19 protein-coding genes are annotated in these 17448 nt (G+C 62.7%); 12 read left to right on the top strand and 7 right to left on the bottom strand.

Annotation, left to right across the window (positions count from 1 at the left end; translation table 11 throughout):
- Nucleotides 1–61: 61 nt before the first annotated feature.
- On the bottom strand, nucleotides 62–1285 hold the full coding sequence (locus K288_RS0101910; RefSeq protein ID WP_027578054.1) for an ABC transporter substrate-binding protein: 1224 nt from the start codon (nucleotides 1283–1285) through the stop codon (nucleotides 62–64).
- A gap of 167 nt (nucleotides 1286–1452) precedes the next feature.
- Nucleotides 1453–2130, bottom strand: a complete 678-nt coding sequence (locus tag K288_RS44380) for a MarR family transcriptional regulator (protein WP_051334301.1) — start codon at nucleotides 2128–2130, stop codon at nucleotides 1453–1455.
- 196 nt (nucleotides 2131–2326) lie between these two features.
- Here K288_RS44380 and K288_RS0101900 point away from each other — a divergent pair, with 196 nt between their 5' ends.
- Entirely contained in the window at nucleotides 2327–3829 is a 1503-nt protein-coding gene (locus K288_RS0101900; RefSeq protein ID WP_244443029.1) for a 4-hydroxyphenylacetate 3-hydroxylase N-terminal domain-containing protein, read from the top strand.
- A gap of 15 nt (nucleotides 3830–3844) precedes the next feature.
- Here K288_RS0101900 and K288_RS0101895 read toward each other — a convergent pair whose 3' ends face one another.
- The 4 genes from K288_RS0101895 to K288_RS53450 all read right to left on the bottom strand — a co-directional run bounded on the left by K288_RS0101895 (nucleotide 3845) and on the right by K288_RS53450 (nucleotide 6486).
- Nucleotides 3845–5041, bottom strand: coding sequence for an amidohydrolase family protein (locus K288_RS0101895; protein ID WP_027578052.1), 1197 nt, complete (start codon nucleotides 5039–5041; stop codon nucleotides 3845–3847).
- Between the two features lie 22 nt (nucleotides 5042–5063).
- Entirely contained in the window at nucleotides 5064–5645 is a 582-nt protein-coding gene (locus K288_RS0101890) for an amino acid synthesis family protein (RefSeq protein WP_027578051.1), read from the bottom strand.
- A 132-nt stretch (nucleotides 5646–5777) separates the two neighbouring features.
- Complete coding sequence (locus K288_RS53455; protein ID WP_051334300.1) at nucleotides 5778–6293, bottom strand: MarR family winged helix-turn-helix transcriptional regulator; 516 nt, start codon at nucleotides 6291–6293, stop codon at nucleotides 5778–5780.
- On the bottom strand, nucleotides 6277–6486 hold the full coding sequence (locus K288_RS53450; protein WP_160168910.1) for a hypothetical protein: 210 nt from the start codon (nucleotides 6484–6486) through the stop codon (nucleotides 6277–6279). Before K288_RS53450 ends, K288_RS53455 begins: the two co-directional genes overlap by 17 nt.
- Before the next feature lie 55 nt (nucleotides 6487–6541).
- Between K288_RS53450 and K288_RS0101880 the strand changes: the two genes are divergently transcribed.
- The 11 genes from K288_RS0101880 to K288_RS0101830 all read left to right on the top strand — a co-directional run bounded on the left by K288_RS0101880 (nucleotide 6542) and on the right by K288_RS0101830 (nucleotide 17129).
- On the top strand, nucleotides 6542–7072 hold the full coding sequence (locus K288_RS0101880) for a flavin reductase family protein (RefSeq protein WP_027578049.1): 531 nt from the start codon (nucleotides 6542–6544) through the stop codon (nucleotides 7070–7072).
- A gap of 27 nt (nucleotides 7073–7099) precedes the next feature.
- Entirely contained in the window at nucleotides 7100–8599 is a 1500-nt protein-coding gene (locus K288_RS0101875) for a 4-hydroxyphenylacetate 3-hydroxylase N-terminal domain-containing protein (protein ID WP_027578048.1), read from the top strand.
- An 18-nt stretch (nucleotides 8600–8617) separates the two neighbouring features.
- Nucleotides 8618–8998: a cupin domain-containing protein gene (locus K288_RS0101870; protein ID WP_027578047.1), complete on the top strand. Its 381-nt coding sequence runs from the start codon at nucleotides 8618–8620 to the stop codon at nucleotides 8996–8998.
- A complete protein-coding gene (locus K288_RS0101865) occupies nucleotides 8988–9593 on the top strand; it encodes a UbiX family flavin prenyltransferase (protein ID WP_051334299.1) in 606 nt (201 codons plus the stop codon). Before K288_RS0101870 ends, K288_RS0101865 begins: the two co-directional genes overlap by 11 nt.
- Nucleotides 9590–10165, top strand: a complete 576-nt coding sequence (locus K288_RS49370) for a TIGR02444 family protein (protein WP_051334298.1) — start codon at nucleotides 9590–9592, stop codon at nucleotides 10163–10165. Before K288_RS0101865 ends, K288_RS49370 begins: the two co-directional genes overlap by 4 nt.
- Nucleotides 10166–10273: 108 nt before the next feature.
- A complete protein-coding gene (locus tag K288_RS44370; RefSeq protein WP_051334297.1) occupies nucleotides 10274–11695 on the top strand; it encodes a UbiD family decarboxylase in 1422 nt (473 codons plus the stop codon).
- Between the two features lie 41 nt (nucleotides 11696–11736).
- On the top strand, nucleotides 11737–12702 hold the full coding sequence (locus K288_RS0101850) for a tripartite tricarboxylate transporter substrate binding protein (RefSeq protein ID WP_051334296.1): 966 nt from the start codon (nucleotides 11737–11739) through the stop codon (nucleotides 12700–12702).
- Nucleotides 12703–12740: 38 nt separating this feature from the next.
- A complete protein-coding gene (locus K288_RS0101845) occupies nucleotides 12741–13193 on the top strand; it encodes a tripartite tricarboxylate transporter TctB family protein (protein ID WP_027578044.1) in 453 nt (150 codons plus the stop codon).
- Nucleotides 13190–14692, top strand: a complete 1503-nt coding sequence (locus K288_RS0101840) for a tripartite tricarboxylate transporter permease (protein ID WP_027578043.1) — start codon at nucleotides 13190–13192, stop codon at nucleotides 14690–14692. Before K288_RS0101845 ends, K288_RS0101840 begins: the two co-directional genes overlap by 4 nt.
- Nucleotides 14693–14731: 39 nt before the next feature.
- On the top strand, nucleotides 14732–16402 hold the full coding sequence (locus K288_RS0101835) for a thiamine pyrophosphate-binding protein (protein WP_043159189.1): 1671 nt from the start codon (nucleotides 14732–14734) through the stop codon (nucleotides 16400–16402).
- 37 nt (nucleotides 16403–16439) lie between these two features.
- Nucleotides 16440–17129, top strand: a complete 690-nt coding sequence (locus K288_RS0101830) for a DUF2848 domain-containing protein (RefSeq protein WP_027578041.1) — start codon at nucleotides 16440–16442, stop codon at nucleotides 17127–17129.
- Here K288_RS0101830 and K288_RS44365 read toward each other — a convergent pair.
- Nucleotides 17121–17330: a hypothetical protein gene (locus K288_RS44365; RefSeq protein WP_043159186.1), complete on the bottom strand. Its 210-nt coding sequence runs from the start codon at nucleotides 17328–17330 to the stop codon at nucleotides 17121–17123. The two genes, K288_RS0101830 and K288_RS44365, sit on opposite strands and share 9 nt — an antisense overlap.
- Nucleotides 17331–17448: the final 118 nt, after the last annotated feature.

Here is a 17448-nt window from a genome sequence, read left to right as displayed (position 1 = left end):
CGGATGAGCGTTAAAGAGAGTGGCCGGGGCGAACCCGGCCACCGAATGGCTGCCACGTCGGTCAGCAGCCGGCGTGGTTGGGTGCGGAGCTGCAGCCCCGAACCTTGGTGTCCCAGGCGCCGTTCTGACCCTGCAGCACGTAGAACGCCTTGATCGCGTCGCCGTCGTCGTTGAAGCCGATCGGGCCGCCGAGACCCTGGAAGCCCTCCAGCTTGGCAAGATGGTCGCGGATCTTGGCGCGGTCGCCCTCGACGTCCGCAGGCTTGCCGGTCACGCCGGACTTCTTGATCGCATCGATATACATGCTGACGATCTCGTAGATGTTGGCGTCATACATGCTTGGTTCGATCTCGGCCGGAAAACCGCTTTCCTTGCGCAGCAGCGGCTGCAGATTGGCGACAAACTTCTCGGCCGCTTCGCCCTTCATGGTGGCGAAGAAGGTCGCCGGCGCAATGATCGGAATTTCCGGCGCGGCCTTGAGGATCGCCGATGAGATCAGCTGGGTGGCGCCGACCACCGGCTTGATCAGGCCCTGGCGCTTCATCTCGCGCAGCACGGTGATGGCCTGGCTATAGTCCGCGCTGACGACCACACCGTCCGGGTTCAGCGACTTCAGCTTGGTGACCTGGGCGCTGACGTCGAGATCGCCGGTGTTGAACGACAGCGGGTCGGATTCGTTGACGATGGCGATCTCGTTCGCCTTTAGCACGGCGGGCATGATCGCCTTGCCGACGGTCGCCGCGGTGGCGTCCTTGGCATCGAAGATGATGCCGACGGTCTTGATGTTGAACGCCTTCTTGAAATAGGGCACCGTCGTTTTGGCAAGCACGCCTTCGTCGATCGTGTTGCGGAACGCCCACGGCCGGTTCAGCTTGGCGACTCCCGGTTTCGAGGAGGCCTGCGAGGTCGCGACCACCTTCATCTCGTTGGCGACCGGAAACGTCACTTCGGCGGCGCTGCTGGTCAGCGGGCCTGCGACGGCGAGAACCTTTTCGTCGCCCGCCAGTTTGCGCAGCGAACTCGCCGCCTGGGCCGGCTTGGCGCCGTCGTCGAGAATGGTGATCTTCAACTTGGCGCCGTTGATGCCGCCGGCATCATTGGTCTGCTTCTCAAGCATCCGCAGCGTGACGCTGTTGCTGCGGCCCCATTCGGCGAACGGGCCGCTGCTCGGCACGATCGCACCAAGTGCGATCTCCGGAGTTTGTGCCAACGCGCTGCCCACGCTCAGCGAGATCACGGCGAGGGCGCCTAGCAGCCGCGACGGGTTCAGTATGACTTTCAACATCGACTTTTTTCCGTTGCTGTTAACCTTGGCTGCCTACTGCAGCCGATCTCGGAAGCATGCAATGCACGCGGCGTGCCATTGGCCCGCGGCGTCGTCAATGCTCCAATAGATTTGGCTCTTTGACAAACGAAAATTTCGCAGCTTTGCAGATTAGTTCTCTTTGGAAGCTATTTTTTCGGCACTGCGGTGAAGTTTGCGGCAACCTGTCGCGCCTTGCCGGTCTTACGCGGCTTCGACGCGGATTTGCGCGACGGCGCGGCGATCGGCTGAACATTGGTTTCAGCCAGGTATCGCTGCAGCGCGATAGCGCGGTCGCTCGACTCGACCAGGCGCTGCACCAGGTCGAGCAGCAGCTCGAATTCCCGCGCGCTCAGGCAGCCGAATTCCGCGTCGTTGACCTGCATTTGCGTCGGCGCCAGCCGCTCGAGTAATTCGCCGCCCCGCGACGTGACGCTGAGCGAGAGCCGTCTGCGGTCGCCCTGATGCGCCGCCTTTTCGATCAAGCCCTTGCTTTCCAGCTTGTTGGTCACGGTGGTAACGAAGGCGCCGCTGAGATGGAGGTGGTCGGCGACGGTCTTGACGTGGACGTCGCCTTGCGCCGCCAGATGCCGGATCGCGATCAGCGTGGTGTATTCGATCCCGGGAAGACCGATGACGGCGGCATGGCCGTCGCGCAGTGTTTGATGCCGGGCCAGGAATCCGAACAGGCTGTGCACCAGTTTGCGAAACTGCTGGTCGGAGCCGTCTACGAGCAATTCGGGGCGGGAGGTGGTGAGCGCAGCGCGATGGGCGATGCGTCCGGCGCCGGGCTTGGTGGTGATGGCGCGCGCTGCTGTCTTGGCCAAGGGATCATCTCATTGATTGGGTTGCTCGGAAGATTGAACGCTCCTAACAGCAATTGCAATGCTCGTGTCCCGGATGAGCACAGCGTTTATTGCCGCCTTGACATTCAGTCCGTAATAGCTTCGGATATTAGCTATCTAGTCCTACACCGAGCCGGCACAAGGTGCCATTTGTTCGGTGTTCTTTTTGGGGATGGCGATGGGCGAGGCATCATCCGGGGCGGCTGCGGGCGGTTTGGTCAAGAACGGCGCCGAGCATGTCGCAAGCGTGCGGGACGGCAGGGCGGTCTTTCTCGACGGCGAGCGCGTCGCGGATGTATCGACGCACCCTGCCTACCGTCATGCCGTCGAGTCGGCTGGTGTGCTGTACGACTACCAGGCGCATCCCGACAACCTGGAGCGGATGACCTTTGACGTCGGCGCGGGCCGCCGCATCAGCCGCGCCTGGCAGCTTCCCCGGAGCTATGAGGATCTGGTCGAGCGCCGAAAGGCGCTGGTGGAGTGGGCCGAATTGTCATGCGGCTATCTCGGCCGGTCGCCGGACCACGTCGCGTCTTCGATGTCCGGCATGATGATGGGCATCGAGGTTTTCGAGAACTATGACCCGAAGCGCGCCAAGGCGTTTCGGGACTGGTACGACTACGCCCGCAAGAGCGACCTGTTTTTGACCTACGTCATCAACAACGTGCAGGGCGATCGCTCCAAGGCGTTCGGCAGCCAGGGCAAGGGCGCCGAAGACATGGTGGCCCGCATCGTCGACGAGGATGCCTCCGGCATCACCATCCGCGGCGCCAAGCTGTTTGCCACCAGCGCGATCATGGCCAATGAGCTGTTTGTCGGGTCCGGCCAGCCGCTCCGGCCGGGTGAGGAGCATCTGGCATTCTCCTGTGCGCTGCCGATGGGCACCAAGGGACTGAAAATGCTGTCGCGAAAGTCGTTCGAGGCGCACGCGGTGAGCGAGTACGACAATCCGCTGGCCTATCGCTACGACGAGAACGACGCCCTGGTGTTCTTCGACGACGTCAAGGTGCCATGGGAACGCGTTTTCCTGCTGCGCAACACCGACATGTGCCGGGCGCAGCTGCACGATACGCCGGCGCACATCTATCAGAACTACCAGGCGCAGATCCGGCTTTCGGTCAAGCTGCGGTTTCTGGTCGGCCTCGCGCGCGGGATCGCGCAGACCATCGGCACCATCAATTTCCCGCCGGTGGTCGATACGCTCGGCAAACTCGCGTCGCAGGCGGCGCTGATCGAGGGCATGGTGTTCGGCATGGAGGCCGGCGGCGCCATGCGCGGCGAATATTTCCTGCCCAACAAGCATCTGCTTTATGCGGCGCAGGTCCAGTCACAGGAAATGTATCCCCAGATCATCAGCACCATCCGTGAACTGGCCGGTGGGGCGCTGTTGATGCTGCCGTCATCGGTGCGGGATTTCGCCAATCCGGAATTGGCCGACATCATCGCGCTCACTCAGATCTCGCCGGCGATGAGCGGCGAGCAGCGGGTCAAGATGCTGAAAATGACCTGGGATGCGGTCGGCTCGGAATTCGCCTCGCGCCATCTGCAGTATGAGATGTTCTACGCTGGCGCGCAGTTCGTCACGCGCGGCCACAGCTATCGCACCTATGACTGGGATCGCGCCTCCAGCCTGGCCGACCGATTGGCGGGCAAATACCAGTTGCCGGATCTCAACAACTAAAGTGCGTCAAAAACGCTAATGTGCTGCGCCTGAGAAGTCGCGGGGCAGGCGGTTTTCCGCGACGCGCACATTGCGGATGCCGGCCGGCGTGTTGCGGCTGCGACCCACGAAGCGCGGAACGCCCGCTGTCAACACAGCGGATACTGCCGGGACGTCGCCGTTGCGCAACGCCGACAAGGCGTCGTCCTGCGAGCCGCCGGCGCAGGCATCGATGAGGAGCACGTCGGCTTCCTTGCCGGGCTCTAGCAGGCCGGTGTTGAGCCGATAGACGCGCGCATTGTTGCCGGTCGCGGCGGCGATCGCCTGCTCCGGCGGCATGCCGCCGAGGCTCGCGAGATGGCTGATCGTGTAGAACATGCCGAGCGGCATGATGCCGCTTCCGGTCGGCGTATCGGTTGCGATCAGCAACCGCTCCGGCTGTGCCGCTTGGTCGAGCAATTTGGCCGTCAGCAGCGCGGTGCGCAGATTGCCCGCGGTGCAGAGCTGCAAGGCAATGGTGCTCTCGTTGACCAGCCGGGCAAAACCGGCCTCCGGCATCGCCACCGGACCGCCATTGACGTGAAAGGACACTGTCGGATTGGACGCCAGCACATGCTCGGCCCAGATGCCTGACGAGCCGGGGATCGACGAGCCTCCGGTGTGCATGGTGGTCACCATGCCCAATCGTCGCGCCGCCAGCATCAGTGGTGCATAGTCGAAAGGCGTGGCGAAGGCGCCGAACCCGGCCTTGGCGAGCCAGATGCCGGCGCCTGCGAGGTCCTCGAGGTCACCTTCGGTGAGGCCAGGCTCGAGAATGACCGAGCCGGCGTGAACGCGCACGCCGCCGGGACGATAATCCAGGAAGCAGGCGCGTGCGGCCAGCGCCAGCGCCTTGACGCCCGCCGCATCCTTCGGCCGGCCCGGCACATGGACTTCCGATGCGGTGATCGCGGTGGTCGTGCCGCCGTGCAGATAGCTTTCGAGATAGCCGACGACGCGCTGGCGCGGCGTGTAATCGCCGAACGTGATGTGCACATGGCTGTCGATCAACCCGGGCACCGCAGTCGTTCCGGCCGCATCAATCACTACGTCGCAAGCCGCGACCGCGTCGGCGGAAAGCGTCCCGATCTGGACGATCAAGCCATCGTTGATCAGGATGCCGTCGCCCTTGGCGAAGGGAATGGCGAGGTCGCCGGTCACGATGGTGCCGATGTTGACGATCGCGGTGCGCATGGGGTGTTCCGTTTCGCTCAGGTTAGTGCAGCCCGTCCTCGCCGACGATGGCGTCGGCGGACAGGCCTCCCACGCGCGCGTTGAGACGGCCGCGATTGGCCAGGCAGACGATCAGCGCGATTTCGTCGGCGGCCGGCGCATCTGGCGGCAGTGTCACCGAGACGCCGTCGTAGTGTGAGCGGACGTAAAGGGCGTCCTTGTGGGCCAGCGGCACGTCGATCAGGCATCCCGGCGCCGCGAGTTTGGTGAAGGAGGGGATCCAGGCCTTGCCGCCGCCCACGGCCTCGCGCAGCGGCGTCGCAAAGGTCGTAGTCAGCAGGGCGTTGGCATGCTCAAGTTCGCCGCCAAGGCCGACGACGCCACCCTTGCCGTAGCTTTCAGCCTTGTGCGGCCCGAGCGCCTCGATCGCGAGCTTGGCCAGCACCGCGCCGATCTCCGCGCTGGCAGCCGTCCCTTCGGACAGATCCTCGACGTAGCGGCCGGCATAGGGATTCTGGATGATGGCGACCGCGGCAACGCGGCGCAGTGGCTCGGCGTGTCGCCGGCCGGCTTCGACCTCCTTGTGATCGGTGAAACAGAGCAGGCGCCTGACATCGAGTTTCATTTTAAGCCATCTCTCCCAAAACTGCCGCCGCAAATCCTGCCGCATCAAATATGTTTGGGCAATAGCTTAGTTGCGAAGCGAGAGCGCAGGGTTACCGGCCCGGGGTGGAGCGCGGGAGCCGGGGTTGTCCGATCAGGAGGCCAGACGATCCCATTGCGCCCGCCGGTGGCCACGCAATGTAGTCTCGATCAGGCGTGCGGCTTCGTCCGCGGCATCGACCATGCCGGACATCAGTTTGCGCATTTTCCGGAAATCGGTCGCCGACAATCCGCGAAACAGCATGTCGTTGACTGGACGTTGCACCGCCGCCAGTTCGGCAAGCAGGGTTCGGCCCTTTAGGCTCACCGCGAGGATGACTCGCCGCCGATCCTCTGAATCGACGTGCTTGTGGATAAGCCCCCTGGCGACAAGCTTGTTGATCTCGATTGTCACGAACGCCCCGCTGAAGTGCAGATGTTCGGCGACCTGGTTCACGCCAATCTTCCTGGCCTTGTCGCTTAAATGTGCGACCGCGATCAGCACCGTATATTGCGTTCCGGACAGACCGATTACTGCGCCGAGTTGACTCCGTACCGTCTGCAACCTTGCAAAGAAGGCGAGCGCATCATGAATGAATTGTCGGAACGCCCGGTCAGAACCGTCCACCATCAAATGCGGGCTTGAGACCGTTGGCTCGATTCCAGGCTTGTGTGACTTCCGATTGGTCTTGGTCGTCCGTGATCTTGTCTTCGTCGGCATGAGTTCCTCGCTGTTGCAACGCGATATAACGTCTGGCACAAGCACGAACACCTTGCGTTGCGCTGCTGCAAAGTTCGGCGCCGGCTTGCTTGACAGCGGTCATTTTGCCTCGATAATATAGCTTTGTTATAAAGCTAATTATGGGCTTGTGACTCCTGATGACCGCAACCTCCGATCTCGATGCGCGTGCCTTTCGCCGGGCGTTGGGGCAGTTTGCCACTGGGGTTGCCGTGATCACGGCGCAGGCCGCGGACGGAAGCGCGATCGGGCTGACCATGAGTTCGTTCAACTCCGTTTCGATCGATCCTCCACTGATCCTGTTCTCGATCGACCGCAAGGCATTCAGCCTGACCGCGATGACGGAGGCCAAGGGCTATGCCGTGAACATCCTGGGCCATGATCAGGAGCATCTGTCGAATCAGTTCGCTCGGGCGCTCGGCGACAAATGGTCTTCAGTGGAGCACACGATCGGCCATATGTCGGCACCACTGCTTGCCGGCGCGCTGGCGCATTTCGAATGCGTACCGTATGCGCACTATGACGGGGGTGACCACGTGATCTTCGTCGGGAAGGTCGTGCGGTTTTCCGCCCATCCTCCCAAAGAACCGCTTATATTCTTCGGCGGGGCCTATCGCAGCCTTGCCGGAACCGAAAGCAGCCCGGAATGGCCGCTTCCAATGCACTACTAAATCCATCCAAGGGATCTCGAGGCCTTCATGATCAAGACTGGCGCACAGCACATTGCGAGCCTACGCGACGGACGCGAAGTTTATCTTGATGGCGAGCTGGTGACCGATGTCACCACCCATCCGGCGTTCCGCGGCGCGGTGGCTTCGGTCGGTCGGATGTTCGACTTCCAGAGCGCGCCGGAAAATCGTGATCTGATGACGTTCGAGACCGAGACCGGCACACGCGCCAACCGCATCTGGGAGTTGCCCGGCAGCTACGACGCGCTGGTCAGGCGCCGGCGCGGCCTGGAAGCCTGGACCGAACTGCATGCCGGCTTCATGGGCCGCGCTCCGGACCATGTCGCCTCGTGCATCGCGGGCATGTATATGGGGCTCGAGGTCTTCGAGGCCTATGACAAGGAGCGTGCCAAGGCGCTTGCGGACTATTACCGCTACGCTCGCGACAACGATCTCTACCTGACTTACGTCATCATCAATCCCCAGGCGGACCGCTCGAAGAGCGCCGCCGGGCAGGCGGATCCATACCTGACCGCGGGCATCGTGTCGCGCGATGCCGACGGCATCACGGTGCGCGGCGCCAAGATGCTGGCGACCGGCGGCATCATGGCCAACGAGGTGTTCGTCACCTGCATCCAGCCGTTGCAGCCGGGCGATGAAAAATACGCGCTCTCGTTTGCGATCCCGATGAACGCCAAGGGCTTGAAGATCCTTTCGCGTAAATCCTACGAGGCGGCAGCGGGGGCGATATTCGACAGCCCGCTGGCCAGCCGCTTCGACGAGAACGATGCGGTTCTGTATTTCGACGACGTCAAGGTGCCCTGGAACAGGGTGTTCATCGTCGACGACATCGCGATGTGCCAGAAGCAGTTCCATGTTACGCCGGCGCACGTCTACCAGAACTATCAGGCCATGATCCGTCTCTCGATCAAGTTGCGCTTCCTCGCCGGGATCGCGCATCGCATCGCCGAAACCAATGGCATCATCGGTTTCCCGCAGGTGAAGGAGACGCTCGGCCAGCTCGCGGCCGAAGTCAGCATGGTGGAAGCGTTCATGGTCGCGATGGAGACCAAGGGCCAGCAGCGCGGCGCCTATTTCGTGCCGGATCGGCAGATGCTCTACGGGGCGCAGACCATGACGCAGCAGCTCTACGCCAAGATCATCAACGCGCTGCGCGAGCTCGCCGGCGGCGGCATGATCATGCTGCCGTCCTCCGTGAGGGATTTCGACAATCCGGATCTGGCCAAGCTGATCGGCAAGACCCAGCAGTCACCGGCGGCCGGCGCGGTGGACAAGGTGAAGTTCTACAAGCTCGCCTGGGACGCGGTCGGATCGGAATTCGCCTCGCGGCATGCGCAATACGAGATGTTCTATGCCGGTGCAACCTTCGTCACCAAGGGGCATGCCTTCCGCACCTATGACTGGCAGAAGTCGGCGGCGTTGCTCGACAAGATGCTGTCGAGCTACGATCTGGCGGACGAATTGACCAATGAGCAAAAACCGGCTTCATCGTCCCGGGCGGTCGCCTAAACTTCAGGAAGGTCGAAAATGGCAATCAACAAGCTTCACGACGAGTTTCGCGCCATCGATATGTCGAGCGGGTGGGAGACGCCCGCGGGCTATCCGGCCGGCATCCAGCAGAAGATCCTCTCGGGCGCACTGGATGAGGCGAACAAGCGCGGCAGCCGCACCCGCCTGCTTCGGTTCGAGCCGGGCGTTTACACGACCAAGCCGTTCGTGCACGAATATTGGGAAGAGGTCTTCCTGTTCTCAGGCGACCTCATCGTCGGCAATGACGAGCAGGGCAATGGCGGCGAGTCGTTCAAGCCGAATACCTATGCCTGCCGTCCGCCGGGCGTCTATCATGGACCTTTCAAGTCGGTGACCGGCTGCCTTCTGATGGAGATCCACTATTTCGATCCGGCCTGAGGGCGAGCCGAGGCGTCTGATCGTCGGCATCACCGGAGCATCCGGCGCCATCTATGGCGTCCGGCTGCTGCGGCTATTGAAGTCGACGCCGATCGAGACCCATCTGGTGATGAGCCGCTCGGCCAAGATCACGCTGACCCAGGAACTTGACGTCAAGGTCTCGGAGGTGATGGCCTTGGCGGATGTCGTCCATCAGGTCGACAATATCGGCGCCTCGATCTCAAGCGGCTCGTTCAAGACGCTCGGAATGGTGATCGCACCATGTTCGATGCGGAGCCTTGCCGAGATCGCAAGCGGTGTGACGTCATCGCTGGTGACCCGCGCCGCCGACGTGGTCTTGAAAGAGCGTCGCCGGCTCGTGCTGATGGTGCGCGAGGCGCCGCTGCATCTCGGACATCTCAGGTCGATGGTGGCTGCGACCGAAATCGGCGCCATTGTCTATCCGCCGGTGCCGGCGTTCTACGCACGCCCCGAGAGCCTCGAGCAAATGGTCGACCACACGCTCGGCCGTGTCCTCGACCTCTTTGATATCTCGAACGATGTGGTCAGCCGTTGGCAGGGGCTTGCGCCTGTCGATACCAAGGAGCCGCGTTGAGCGGCGAAGCGCCAGGAGCGGAGCGTGGCGCCACGGCCGGCGTGAGCCAGGCGATCGATACGGAAAGCTGGTCGTTTGCGCTGGAGCTCTATGCCAAGCCCGGCATCGCCGATGCCTGCCTTCAATTGCAGAACGAATGCGGCGTCGACGTCATGATGTTGCTGATGGCGACCTTCGCCGCCGTCCGCCGTGGGATCGCGCTGACGCCGACAGATATTGGGGGGATGGACGCGGCCTGTCGCGACTGGCGCGAGCAGATCGTGCTTCCGCTGCGCCGGCTGCGCACGACGTTGAAGTCGGGACCTGCGCCGGCGCCGAACGAGCAGAGCGAGAAGCTGCGATCGAGCATCAAGGCCGCCGAACTGTCCGCCGAACGGTTGCAGAATGAAGTGCTCGCGCAATGGCTTGCGAAGCTGCCATCGCAGTCGCGTGCACTGCAGCGTGAGACCATCATCAGCGCGTTGCGAGCCGTGATTGATTTCGCGCTGCAACGGCGCGGAGGCGAGCCGAGCGCGGCGCAGCTCGCGCTGATCGAATTGATCGTCGATCAAGCGCGCGCAGTTTCCAGCTAAGTCTGCGCGCACCGCGCGCACATCTTCACCACGTTGTGCCTAGCAAGCAGGCTTGACTAGCTTTATTGCTTAGCTATTCTTGTTTGGCAATTTTTCATAGGATCGATCTTGCAGCCCGAGGTTCTCGATACGCGTTTCCGTTCGGCGCTGGCCCGTCTGGCACAGCGTGGCCGCATCCTCACCTATGAAAGACAGGTCGATCCGCATCTCGAACTCGCCGCGATGCTGAAGAAGCACGACGGCAAGCAGGTCTTGCTGTTTCCGTCGGTCAAGGGCGCCGACGTTCCGGTCGTCGGCAATCTCCTGAGTTCGAGGGAAAACTGCGAAGCCGGTTTCGGGCTGGATTTCAGGGGCATCCGGGGTCTCGTGCAGCGCGCCCTCGGCGGTCCGCTGAAGCCGGAGCTCGTGAGCGAGGTTCCGGTTCAGGAAGTGGTGCTGCGCACGGGCTTTGACATTACGAAGATCATTCCTGCGCTGTTTCATGCGCCGGGCGATGCAGGGCGCTACATCACCGCCGGCATCGTGGTGGTGAAGGATCCGGTCACCGGCATCTACAACGCCTCCTATCATCGCCTGCAGCTTCTGGGACCTGACCGCATCGCGATCAAGCTCGACTTCGGCCGTCACCTGCGGCTCGCATTCGAGCGCGCCAAGGAGCAGGGCAGGTCGCTGCCGGTCGCGGTCTGCATCGGCGCCGACCTCGCACTGCACTTCACCGCGGCGACCATGGGTTCGCAGATGCCGGAAAGCGCCGACGAGCTTGCGGTCGCGGGTGGGCTCGCTGGCCGGCCGCTCACGGTCGGTAGGGCGGTGTCGCAGGACATCCTGGTGCCCGCGGAGAGCGAGTTCGTTCTCGAAGGCGAGATCCTCGCTGACGAGGTGGCGCCCGAGGGACCATTCGGCGAGTTCGTCGGTTTCGCTGCGCCGGCGGCCGATGCGCCGGTCCTGAAGATTACCGCCGTCACGCATCGCCTGCGGCCGATCTACCACGTCATCAACGGCTTCGGGCGCGAGACCATCATCCTGCGGAAATACGTGCTGGAGGCCAGCCTGCTCAAGGTGCTGCAGTCGGCGATTCCGATCGTGACCGACGTCGAGATGACGTCCGGCGGTCTGCATCGCTTCCACGCGGTGATCCAGGTCCACAAGCAGAGCCGGCAGCACAACGGGCTTCAGCGCAACGCGATCCTGGCGGCGTTCGGCGCTTTGAAGGATCTCGATCTCATCACCGTGGTCGACCACGACATCGACATCCGCGATCCCATCGACGTGGAATATGCGGTGGCGACGCGGATGGAAGCATCTGCCGACCTTTTCATGATTCCGGGTGCGCGCGGCCACGAATATGTGCGCGTCAGCAAAGAGGGCGTGCGCACCAAGCTCGGCATCGACGCCACGGTGCCGTTCGAGGATCAGGACAAGTTTCGGCGGGTCGAGTTCGCGCCGACGCCGGTCGAACTCAGCGAATTCACCGCGGGCGAGGCGATTGCTAGAAACGCTCTCGGCCTTGCGGGATCGAACATCACCTGAATCATTTTCACCAAAATAGATCACACGCGAGGAAACGAAATATGATGCGAATTGCGGCGGCCATTCTGTCGGCAGGCATGGCATTGAGTGCCACGGCGGTATCGGCGCAGGAGTGGCCGAGCAAGACGATCAAGCTGGTCGTGCCCTACGCGCCCGGCGGCTACACCGATTCGGTGGCGCGCATCACCGCGCGATACCTCGAGAAGGAATTGGGGCAGACGGTGATCGTCGATAATCGCGCCGGCGGCGGCGGCATTGTCGGCTCCGACCTTGTGGCAAAGTCGCCTGGCGATGGTTACACGCTGTGCATCTGCAGCGTGGGTGCCATTTCAGTCGCTCCGGTCGCGCAAACGACATCCTACGATCCCGTGAAGAGCTTCAAGCCGGTCAGTGTCGTCAGCACGATTCCGCAGACCGTGATCGTCAACCCGTCGCTCCCGATCAACACGATGCAGGATCTCGTTGCCTATGCCAAAGCCAACCCTGGCAAGCTGAGCTATGGGTCCAGCGGCGCCGGCGGCCTGATGCATTACTCGGTGCAGCTGTTCGATGCGCGCAACGGGACCAAGATGACCCACGTTCCGTTCAAGGGCGGTTCGCCGGCCACGGCCGCCGTGGTGTCGGGCGAGGTCAACCTGTCCTTCACCAACATGACTGATGCCTTGCCTCAGATGGAGGCCAGCAAGGTGCGTGCGCTGGCGGTGACGTCGGCAAAGCGCAACGAGTTCGCGCCGCAATTGCCCACGGTCTCTGAAACGGTGACGCCCGGCTACAGCGTCGAGTCATGGAACGGCGTGATGGCACCGGCCAGCACGCCGGACCCGATCATCGCCAAACTATCCGACGTGCTGAAGAAGATGGCGGCGGACCCCGAGGTCAAGAAGAGCATGGCGGTGGTCGGCGCCTCGACCGTGTTCACGACGCCGGACGAATACAAGGCACAGATCGCCGCCGAAGTCGAGCAGTGGCGCGAGCTCCTCAAGGAAATCGCCGAGAAGAAGAACTGACTGGCCTCGGGACAGGTCAGCGGGGAGGCAGTATCAACATGACGTCACCTGCCAGGCGCGGCAACAATACCGACTTCTATTCCGGCTTGCTGCTGGTAGCGGTCGCGACCGTGGCGCTGCTTTATATCCGAACCCTTTCAGTCGGCACCGTCCTGGAGATGGGGCCGGGTTACTTCCCGCTCGGGCTTGCGCTCGTTCTGATGGTCATGGGGCTTTGCCTCGCGGTCAAGGGACTGCTCGCCGAAGGGAGCCCGATTGGATCGTTCCATCTGCGGCCGTTGATCTGCATCCTGCTGTCCTTCACGGCTTTCGGTGTGCTGGTCGAACGCGCCGGGTTGATCATTGCGATCCTGGCGCAGGTGGCGATCGCCCATTTCGCGTCCGTCGAAACCCGCTGGCGGCAAAGCCTCGTGATCGGCGTGCTGCTCGCGGCCGCGTCAGCCGTGATCTTTGTCTGGCTTCTCAAGATCCCGGTGGACCTGCTGCCATGACCGATGTCTTCGCGCTGCTTGGCCATGGCTTCGCCGTCGCCGCGACGCCGATCAACCTGTTCTTCTGCCTGGTCGGCGCTATCTGCGGCACGCTGATCGGCGTGCTGCCTGGCCTTGGACCGGTCGCCACGATCTCGCTGTTGTTGCCAGCAACCTATGCGCTCAGTCCGGTCTCGGCGATCATCATGCTGGCCGGCATCTACTACGGCGCCCAATATGGCGGGTCGACGACGGCGATCCTGGTCAACATTCCCGGCGAATCCACCTCCGTGGTCACCGCCATCGACGGCTACAAGATGGCGCAGCAGGGCAGGGCGAGCGAGGCGCTCGCGATTGCTGCGATCGGGTCGTTCATCGCGGGATGCATCGGCACGGTCGTCATCGCGCTTCTTGGACCGCCGCTCGCCTTGATGACGCAGCAATTCGCCTCGCCGGACTATTTCTCGCTGATGGTGCTCGGGCTCGTCTCGGCCGTTGTGCTCGCCAACGGTTCGGCGTTTCACGCCATCGCGATGATCTTTCTCGGCCTGCTGCTCGGCATGGTCGGCATGGACCTCAACACCGGCGAAGCCCGCATGACGTTCGGGCTTGTTGAATTGTCCGACGGCATCAATTTCGTCGCGCTTGTGATGGGGCTGTTCGGCGTCGCCGAGGTGATCTCGAATCTCGAAGGGGCGTCGGTTCGCATCGTCAACCAGATGCGGATCGGCACCATCTGGCCGTCGTTCAAGGCGTTGCGGGGCGCCTGGGGCGCGGTTCTGCGCGGCACCGCGCTCGGCACGCTGTTCGGTATCCTGCCGGGCGGCGGCGCGACCATCGCGTCGTTCTCCGCTTACGCCCTCGAGAAGCGCGTCGCCAAGGACCGGTCACGGTTCGGCAATGGCGCCATCGAAGGAGTCGCGGGACCCGAAAGTGCCAACAATGCCGCGGCGCAGACTTCATTCGTGCCGTTGCTGACGATGGGTATCCCGACCAGCGCCACCATGGCGTTGATGGTCGGTGCGTTGACACTGCACGGCATTGCGCCGGGACCGATGATCATCTCGCGCCAGCCCGATCTATTCTGGGGCCTGATCGCCAGCATGTTCCTCGGCAATGCAATGCTGGTGATCATCAATCTGCCGATGATCGGCATTTGGGTTCGCCTGCTCGCGGTGCCCTACCGGCTGCTTTATCTCGCCATCGTCGTGATCTGCGCGATCGGCGTCTACTCGGTGAACAATTCGAGCTTCGACGTTTACATGACGGTCGGCTTCTCTTTGCTGGGCTACGTCCTGCGCAAGCTCGACGCCGAGCCGGCGCCACTGTTGATGGGCTTTGTGCTCGGCCCCATGGTCGAGGAGAACTTTCGGCGCAGCCTGATCACCTCGCATGGCGATCCCATGATCTTCCTGCAGCGGCCGATCAGTCTCGCGCTGCTCCTGGTCTCGGTAGCCCTGCTGATCTCGATCATGATGCCGGCGGTCCGGCAGCGCCGTGTCGAAGTATTCCAGGAATGAGCGGGCGCAGGGCGCCGTAAAGCAGTCAGGAACGAGCCCGTGAACAAGCATGATCCGGCACAGCCGGCCAGTCGGGTCGCGGCCTTGCGCAGCGGCGGCCAGCTATTGGTCTCCGCATTGCGCATCAATGGTATCGATCGAATGTTCGGCGTGCCCGGCGAAAGCGCGCTGCCGATTTTCGACTCGTTGCTCGATGCAGGCATTCAATTCGTGACCTGCCGTCACGAGGCCACGGCCTCGCATATGGCAGAAGCGGACGGCAAGATATCCGGGCGCCCCGGCGTTTGCGTCGTCAGCCGCGGTCCCGGCGCGATGCACGCCGCGATCGGGTTGCATACCGCCTGGCAGGATTCGACGCCGATGATCCTGATCATCGGACAGGTGCCGTCGAGCCACCGCGGCCGCGAAGCGTTCCAGGAGATCAACTACGTCAGGACGTTCGACGACATGACGAAGTGGGTCGGCGAGGTCCAGTCGCCGGACCAGATTCCGGAGTTCGTCAATCGTGCCTTCCACATCGCGATGCAGGGACGTCCCGGGCCGGTGGTGCTGTCGCTTCCTGAAGACATCCTTAGTCGCACGAGTGATGTCGCCGATGCGCTCCCTGCGCAGATTGTCGAGTCCGCGCCGTCCGAAGCGCAAATGGCGCAGGTGCAGGAACTGCTTGGTCGGGCCCGGAAGCCGCTCGTCATCGTCGGCAATCTCGGCTGGACGCCGGAGGCGGCCGATCAATTCAAGACGTTCGTCACGCGCAACGACCTGCCGGTCGTCGCAGGCTTCCGGTCGCAGGACGTGCTGGATAACAGGAGCCCGCACTATGTCGGCGATCTCAGCCTCGGCTGCAGCAAGGCCTTGATGGAGCGCGTCAAGGGGGCAGACCTGCTCCTGGTGATCGGGGACAGGCTTGGCGATGTCACCACCAACCATTTCTCGTTGCTCGACGTGCCGACGCCGAAGCAAATCCTGATCCACGTGTTTCCGGGCGCCGAGGAGCTTGGCAGGACCTATAATCCGACACTCGCGATCCAGTCGAAATCGTCCAGTTTCGTGACCGCGCTCGCGAAGCTTCCGCCGCTCGATGCAAGGCCGTGGGCGACCTGGCGCGAGGAGTCACGCCAGGCTCTGGTCAATTACCAGTCGCCACGGCCGGCGACGGCGAGCTTCGACCTGTCCAAAGTGATCGCCCATCTCAATCGCGTATTGCCCGACGATGCCGTCGTCACCAACGGCGCCGGGAACTATACGATCTGGCTGCATCGCTATTACTGCTATCGGCAGCTCGGCACCCAGATTGCGCCGAAGTCCGGCTCGATGGGCTATGGGCTGCCGGCCGCGATCGCAGCGAAGCTGCGTTACCCCAACCGGACCGTGGTCTGTCTTGCCGGCGATGGCTGCTTCATGATGGCGTCACAGGAGTTCGCGACCGCGGTTCAGCACAAGCTTCCGATCATTGTCATCATCGCCAACAACGGCATGTACGGCTCGATCCGGATGCATCAGGAAAATCATTTCCCGAATCGTCCGAGCGGTACGGATCTGCTGAATCCGGATTTCGCTGCCTTGGCTAAGTCGTATGGGGCGCATGGCGAGATCGTCGATCACCACGAGCAGTTCCCCGATACCTTTGCGCGGGCGGCCCGAGCGGATCGGCCGACCATCATCGAATTGCGCGTCAATCGCAATCAACTCACCCCGGATCGCAGCCTGTAAAAGTTCGGCTAAAAAATCGCGCCCACATGGAAGAGACATGAAGAACGATATCGAATTCACTTTGCTTGCCAACAACGTCGCGACGCCGCTCAAACTGTCGATTACACAGGCGGTGATCGCCGGCTGGACCGGGCGCGATCCGGTCGCGCGCGACAAGCACATTGCCGAGCTCGCAGCGATCGGCATCGCGCCCCCGGCCTCGACCCCGATCTATTACCGATGTGCCGCGCGCAGGCTGACGACCGCCGGCAGCATCGAATGCACCGGCACCGACTCGAGCGGAGAGGTCGAGTTCGTGCTGTTTGGCTTCGAAGGCCGCACGCTCGTCGGCGTCGGCTCTGATCACACTGACCGCAAGGTCGAAACCTACAACATCACGGTGTCCAAGCAGATGTGCGACAAGCCCGTTGCGCCGATGCTGTGGGATCTCGCTGAAATCGAAGGCCACTGGGACCAGATCATGCTGCGATCCTGGGCGACGATCGACGGCGAGCGTGTGCTTTATCAGGAAGGCGCGCTAAGCGGAATGTTGCCGGTGTCAGATCTGATCGAGGGCGGATTTGGCAGTGCCGGACTGCCCGATGGCTGCGCCATGTTCTGCGGCACCTTCGCCGCCAAGGGTGGCATCCGCCCGGCCAGCCGCTTCGACTATGTGATCGAAGATCCCGTCCTGAAGCGCAGCATCAGCCACGGGTATGAGATCATCACCCTGCCGGTGCTAGGCTAGATCCCCGCGCCCGAGCTTCATCTCGAACTCGGTCGGCGCCTTGTGCTCTGAGTCTCCATCATTCTTGGCGCCTTCGGACAGCCGGATGCGCCGCTCATAGTGGTGAGCCAACTGGAGCAGGCGCCGCTTGATGAAGGGATCCGCTTGCTCCGCAATCGCGCGAACCGCGCGCGCTCTTTCTCTGCAAAACTCGTCGTCCATCGATTTGTCCCCGCACGCATTCGGTAGGCGCGGGAGACGTTAGCGCGGTTGGCTCGATTACAGTGTGATCGAGATCACATCTGGAGCTCAAAGTCGAAGCGGGTTCCAGCCGTGCGTA

It is taken from the genome of Bradyrhizobium sp. Ai1a-2 (assembly GCF_000426245.1).
In the GTDB taxonomy this organism is placed as follows: Bacteria; Pseudomonadota; Alphaproteobacteria; order Rhizobiales; family Xanthobacteraceae; genus Bradyrhizobium.
Note: the sequence above shows the minus strand (reverse complement) of the source record. Positions and strands in the feature narration are given on the sequence as shown.

Bases quoted from the DNA above. Each gene is read 5' to 3' on its own strand.
- K288_RS0101910 (WP_027578054.1), bottom strand. From the start codon at position 1,285: ATGTTGAAAGTCATACTGAACCCGTCGCGGCTGCTAGGCGCCCTCGCC.
- K288_RS0101900 (WP_244443029.1), top strand. From the start codon at position 2,327: ATGGGCGAGGCATCATCCGGGGCGGCTGCGGGCGGTTTGGTCAAGAAC.
- K288_RS0101895 (WP_027578052.1), bottom strand. From the start codon at position 5,041: ATGCGCACCGCGATCGTCAACATCGGCACCATCGTGACCGGCGACCTC.
- K288_RS0101890 (WP_027578051.1), bottom strand. From the start codon at position 5,645: ATGAAACTCGATGTCAGGCGCCTGCTCTGTTTCACCGATCACAAGGAG.
- K288_RS53455 (WP_051334300.1), bottom strand. From the start codon at position 6,293: ATGGTGGACGGTTCTGACCGGGCGTTCCGACAATTCATTCATGATGCG.
- K288_RS53450 (WP_160168910.1), bottom strand. From the start codon at position 6,486: ATGACCGCTGTCAAGCAAGCCGGCGCCGAACTTTGCAGCAGCGCAACG.
- K288_RS0101880 (WP_027578049.1), top strand. From the start codon at position 6,542: ATGACCGCAACCTCCGATCTCGATGCGCGTGCCTTTCGCCGGGCGTTG.
- K288_RS0101875 (WP_027578048.1), top strand. From the start codon at position 7,100: ATGATCAAGACTGGCGCACAGCACATTGCGAGCCTACGCGACGGACGC.
- K288_RS0101870 (WP_027578047.1), top strand. From the start codon at position 8,618: ATGGCAATCAACAAGCTTCACGACGAGTTTCGCGCCATCGATATGTCG.
- K288_RS0101850 (WP_051334296.1), top strand. From the start codon at position 11,737: ATGATGCGAATTGCGGCGGCCATTCTGTCGGCAGGCATGGCATTGAGT.
- K288_RS0101845 (WP_027578044.1), top strand. From the start codon at position 12,741: ATGACGTCACCTGCCAGGCGCGGCAACAATACCGACTTCTATTCCGGC.
- K288_RS0101840 (WP_027578043.1), top strand. From the start codon at position 13,190: ATGACCGATGTCTTCGCGCTGCTTGGCCATGGCTTCGCCGTCGCCGCG.
- K288_RS0101830 (WP_027578041.1), top strand. From the start codon at position 16,440: ATGAAGAACGATATCGAATTCACTTTGCTTGCCAACAACGTCGCGACG.
- K288_RS44365 (WP_043159186.1), bottom strand. From the start codon at position 17,330: ATGGACGACGAGTTTTGCAGAGAAAGAGCGCGCGCGGTTCGCGCGATT.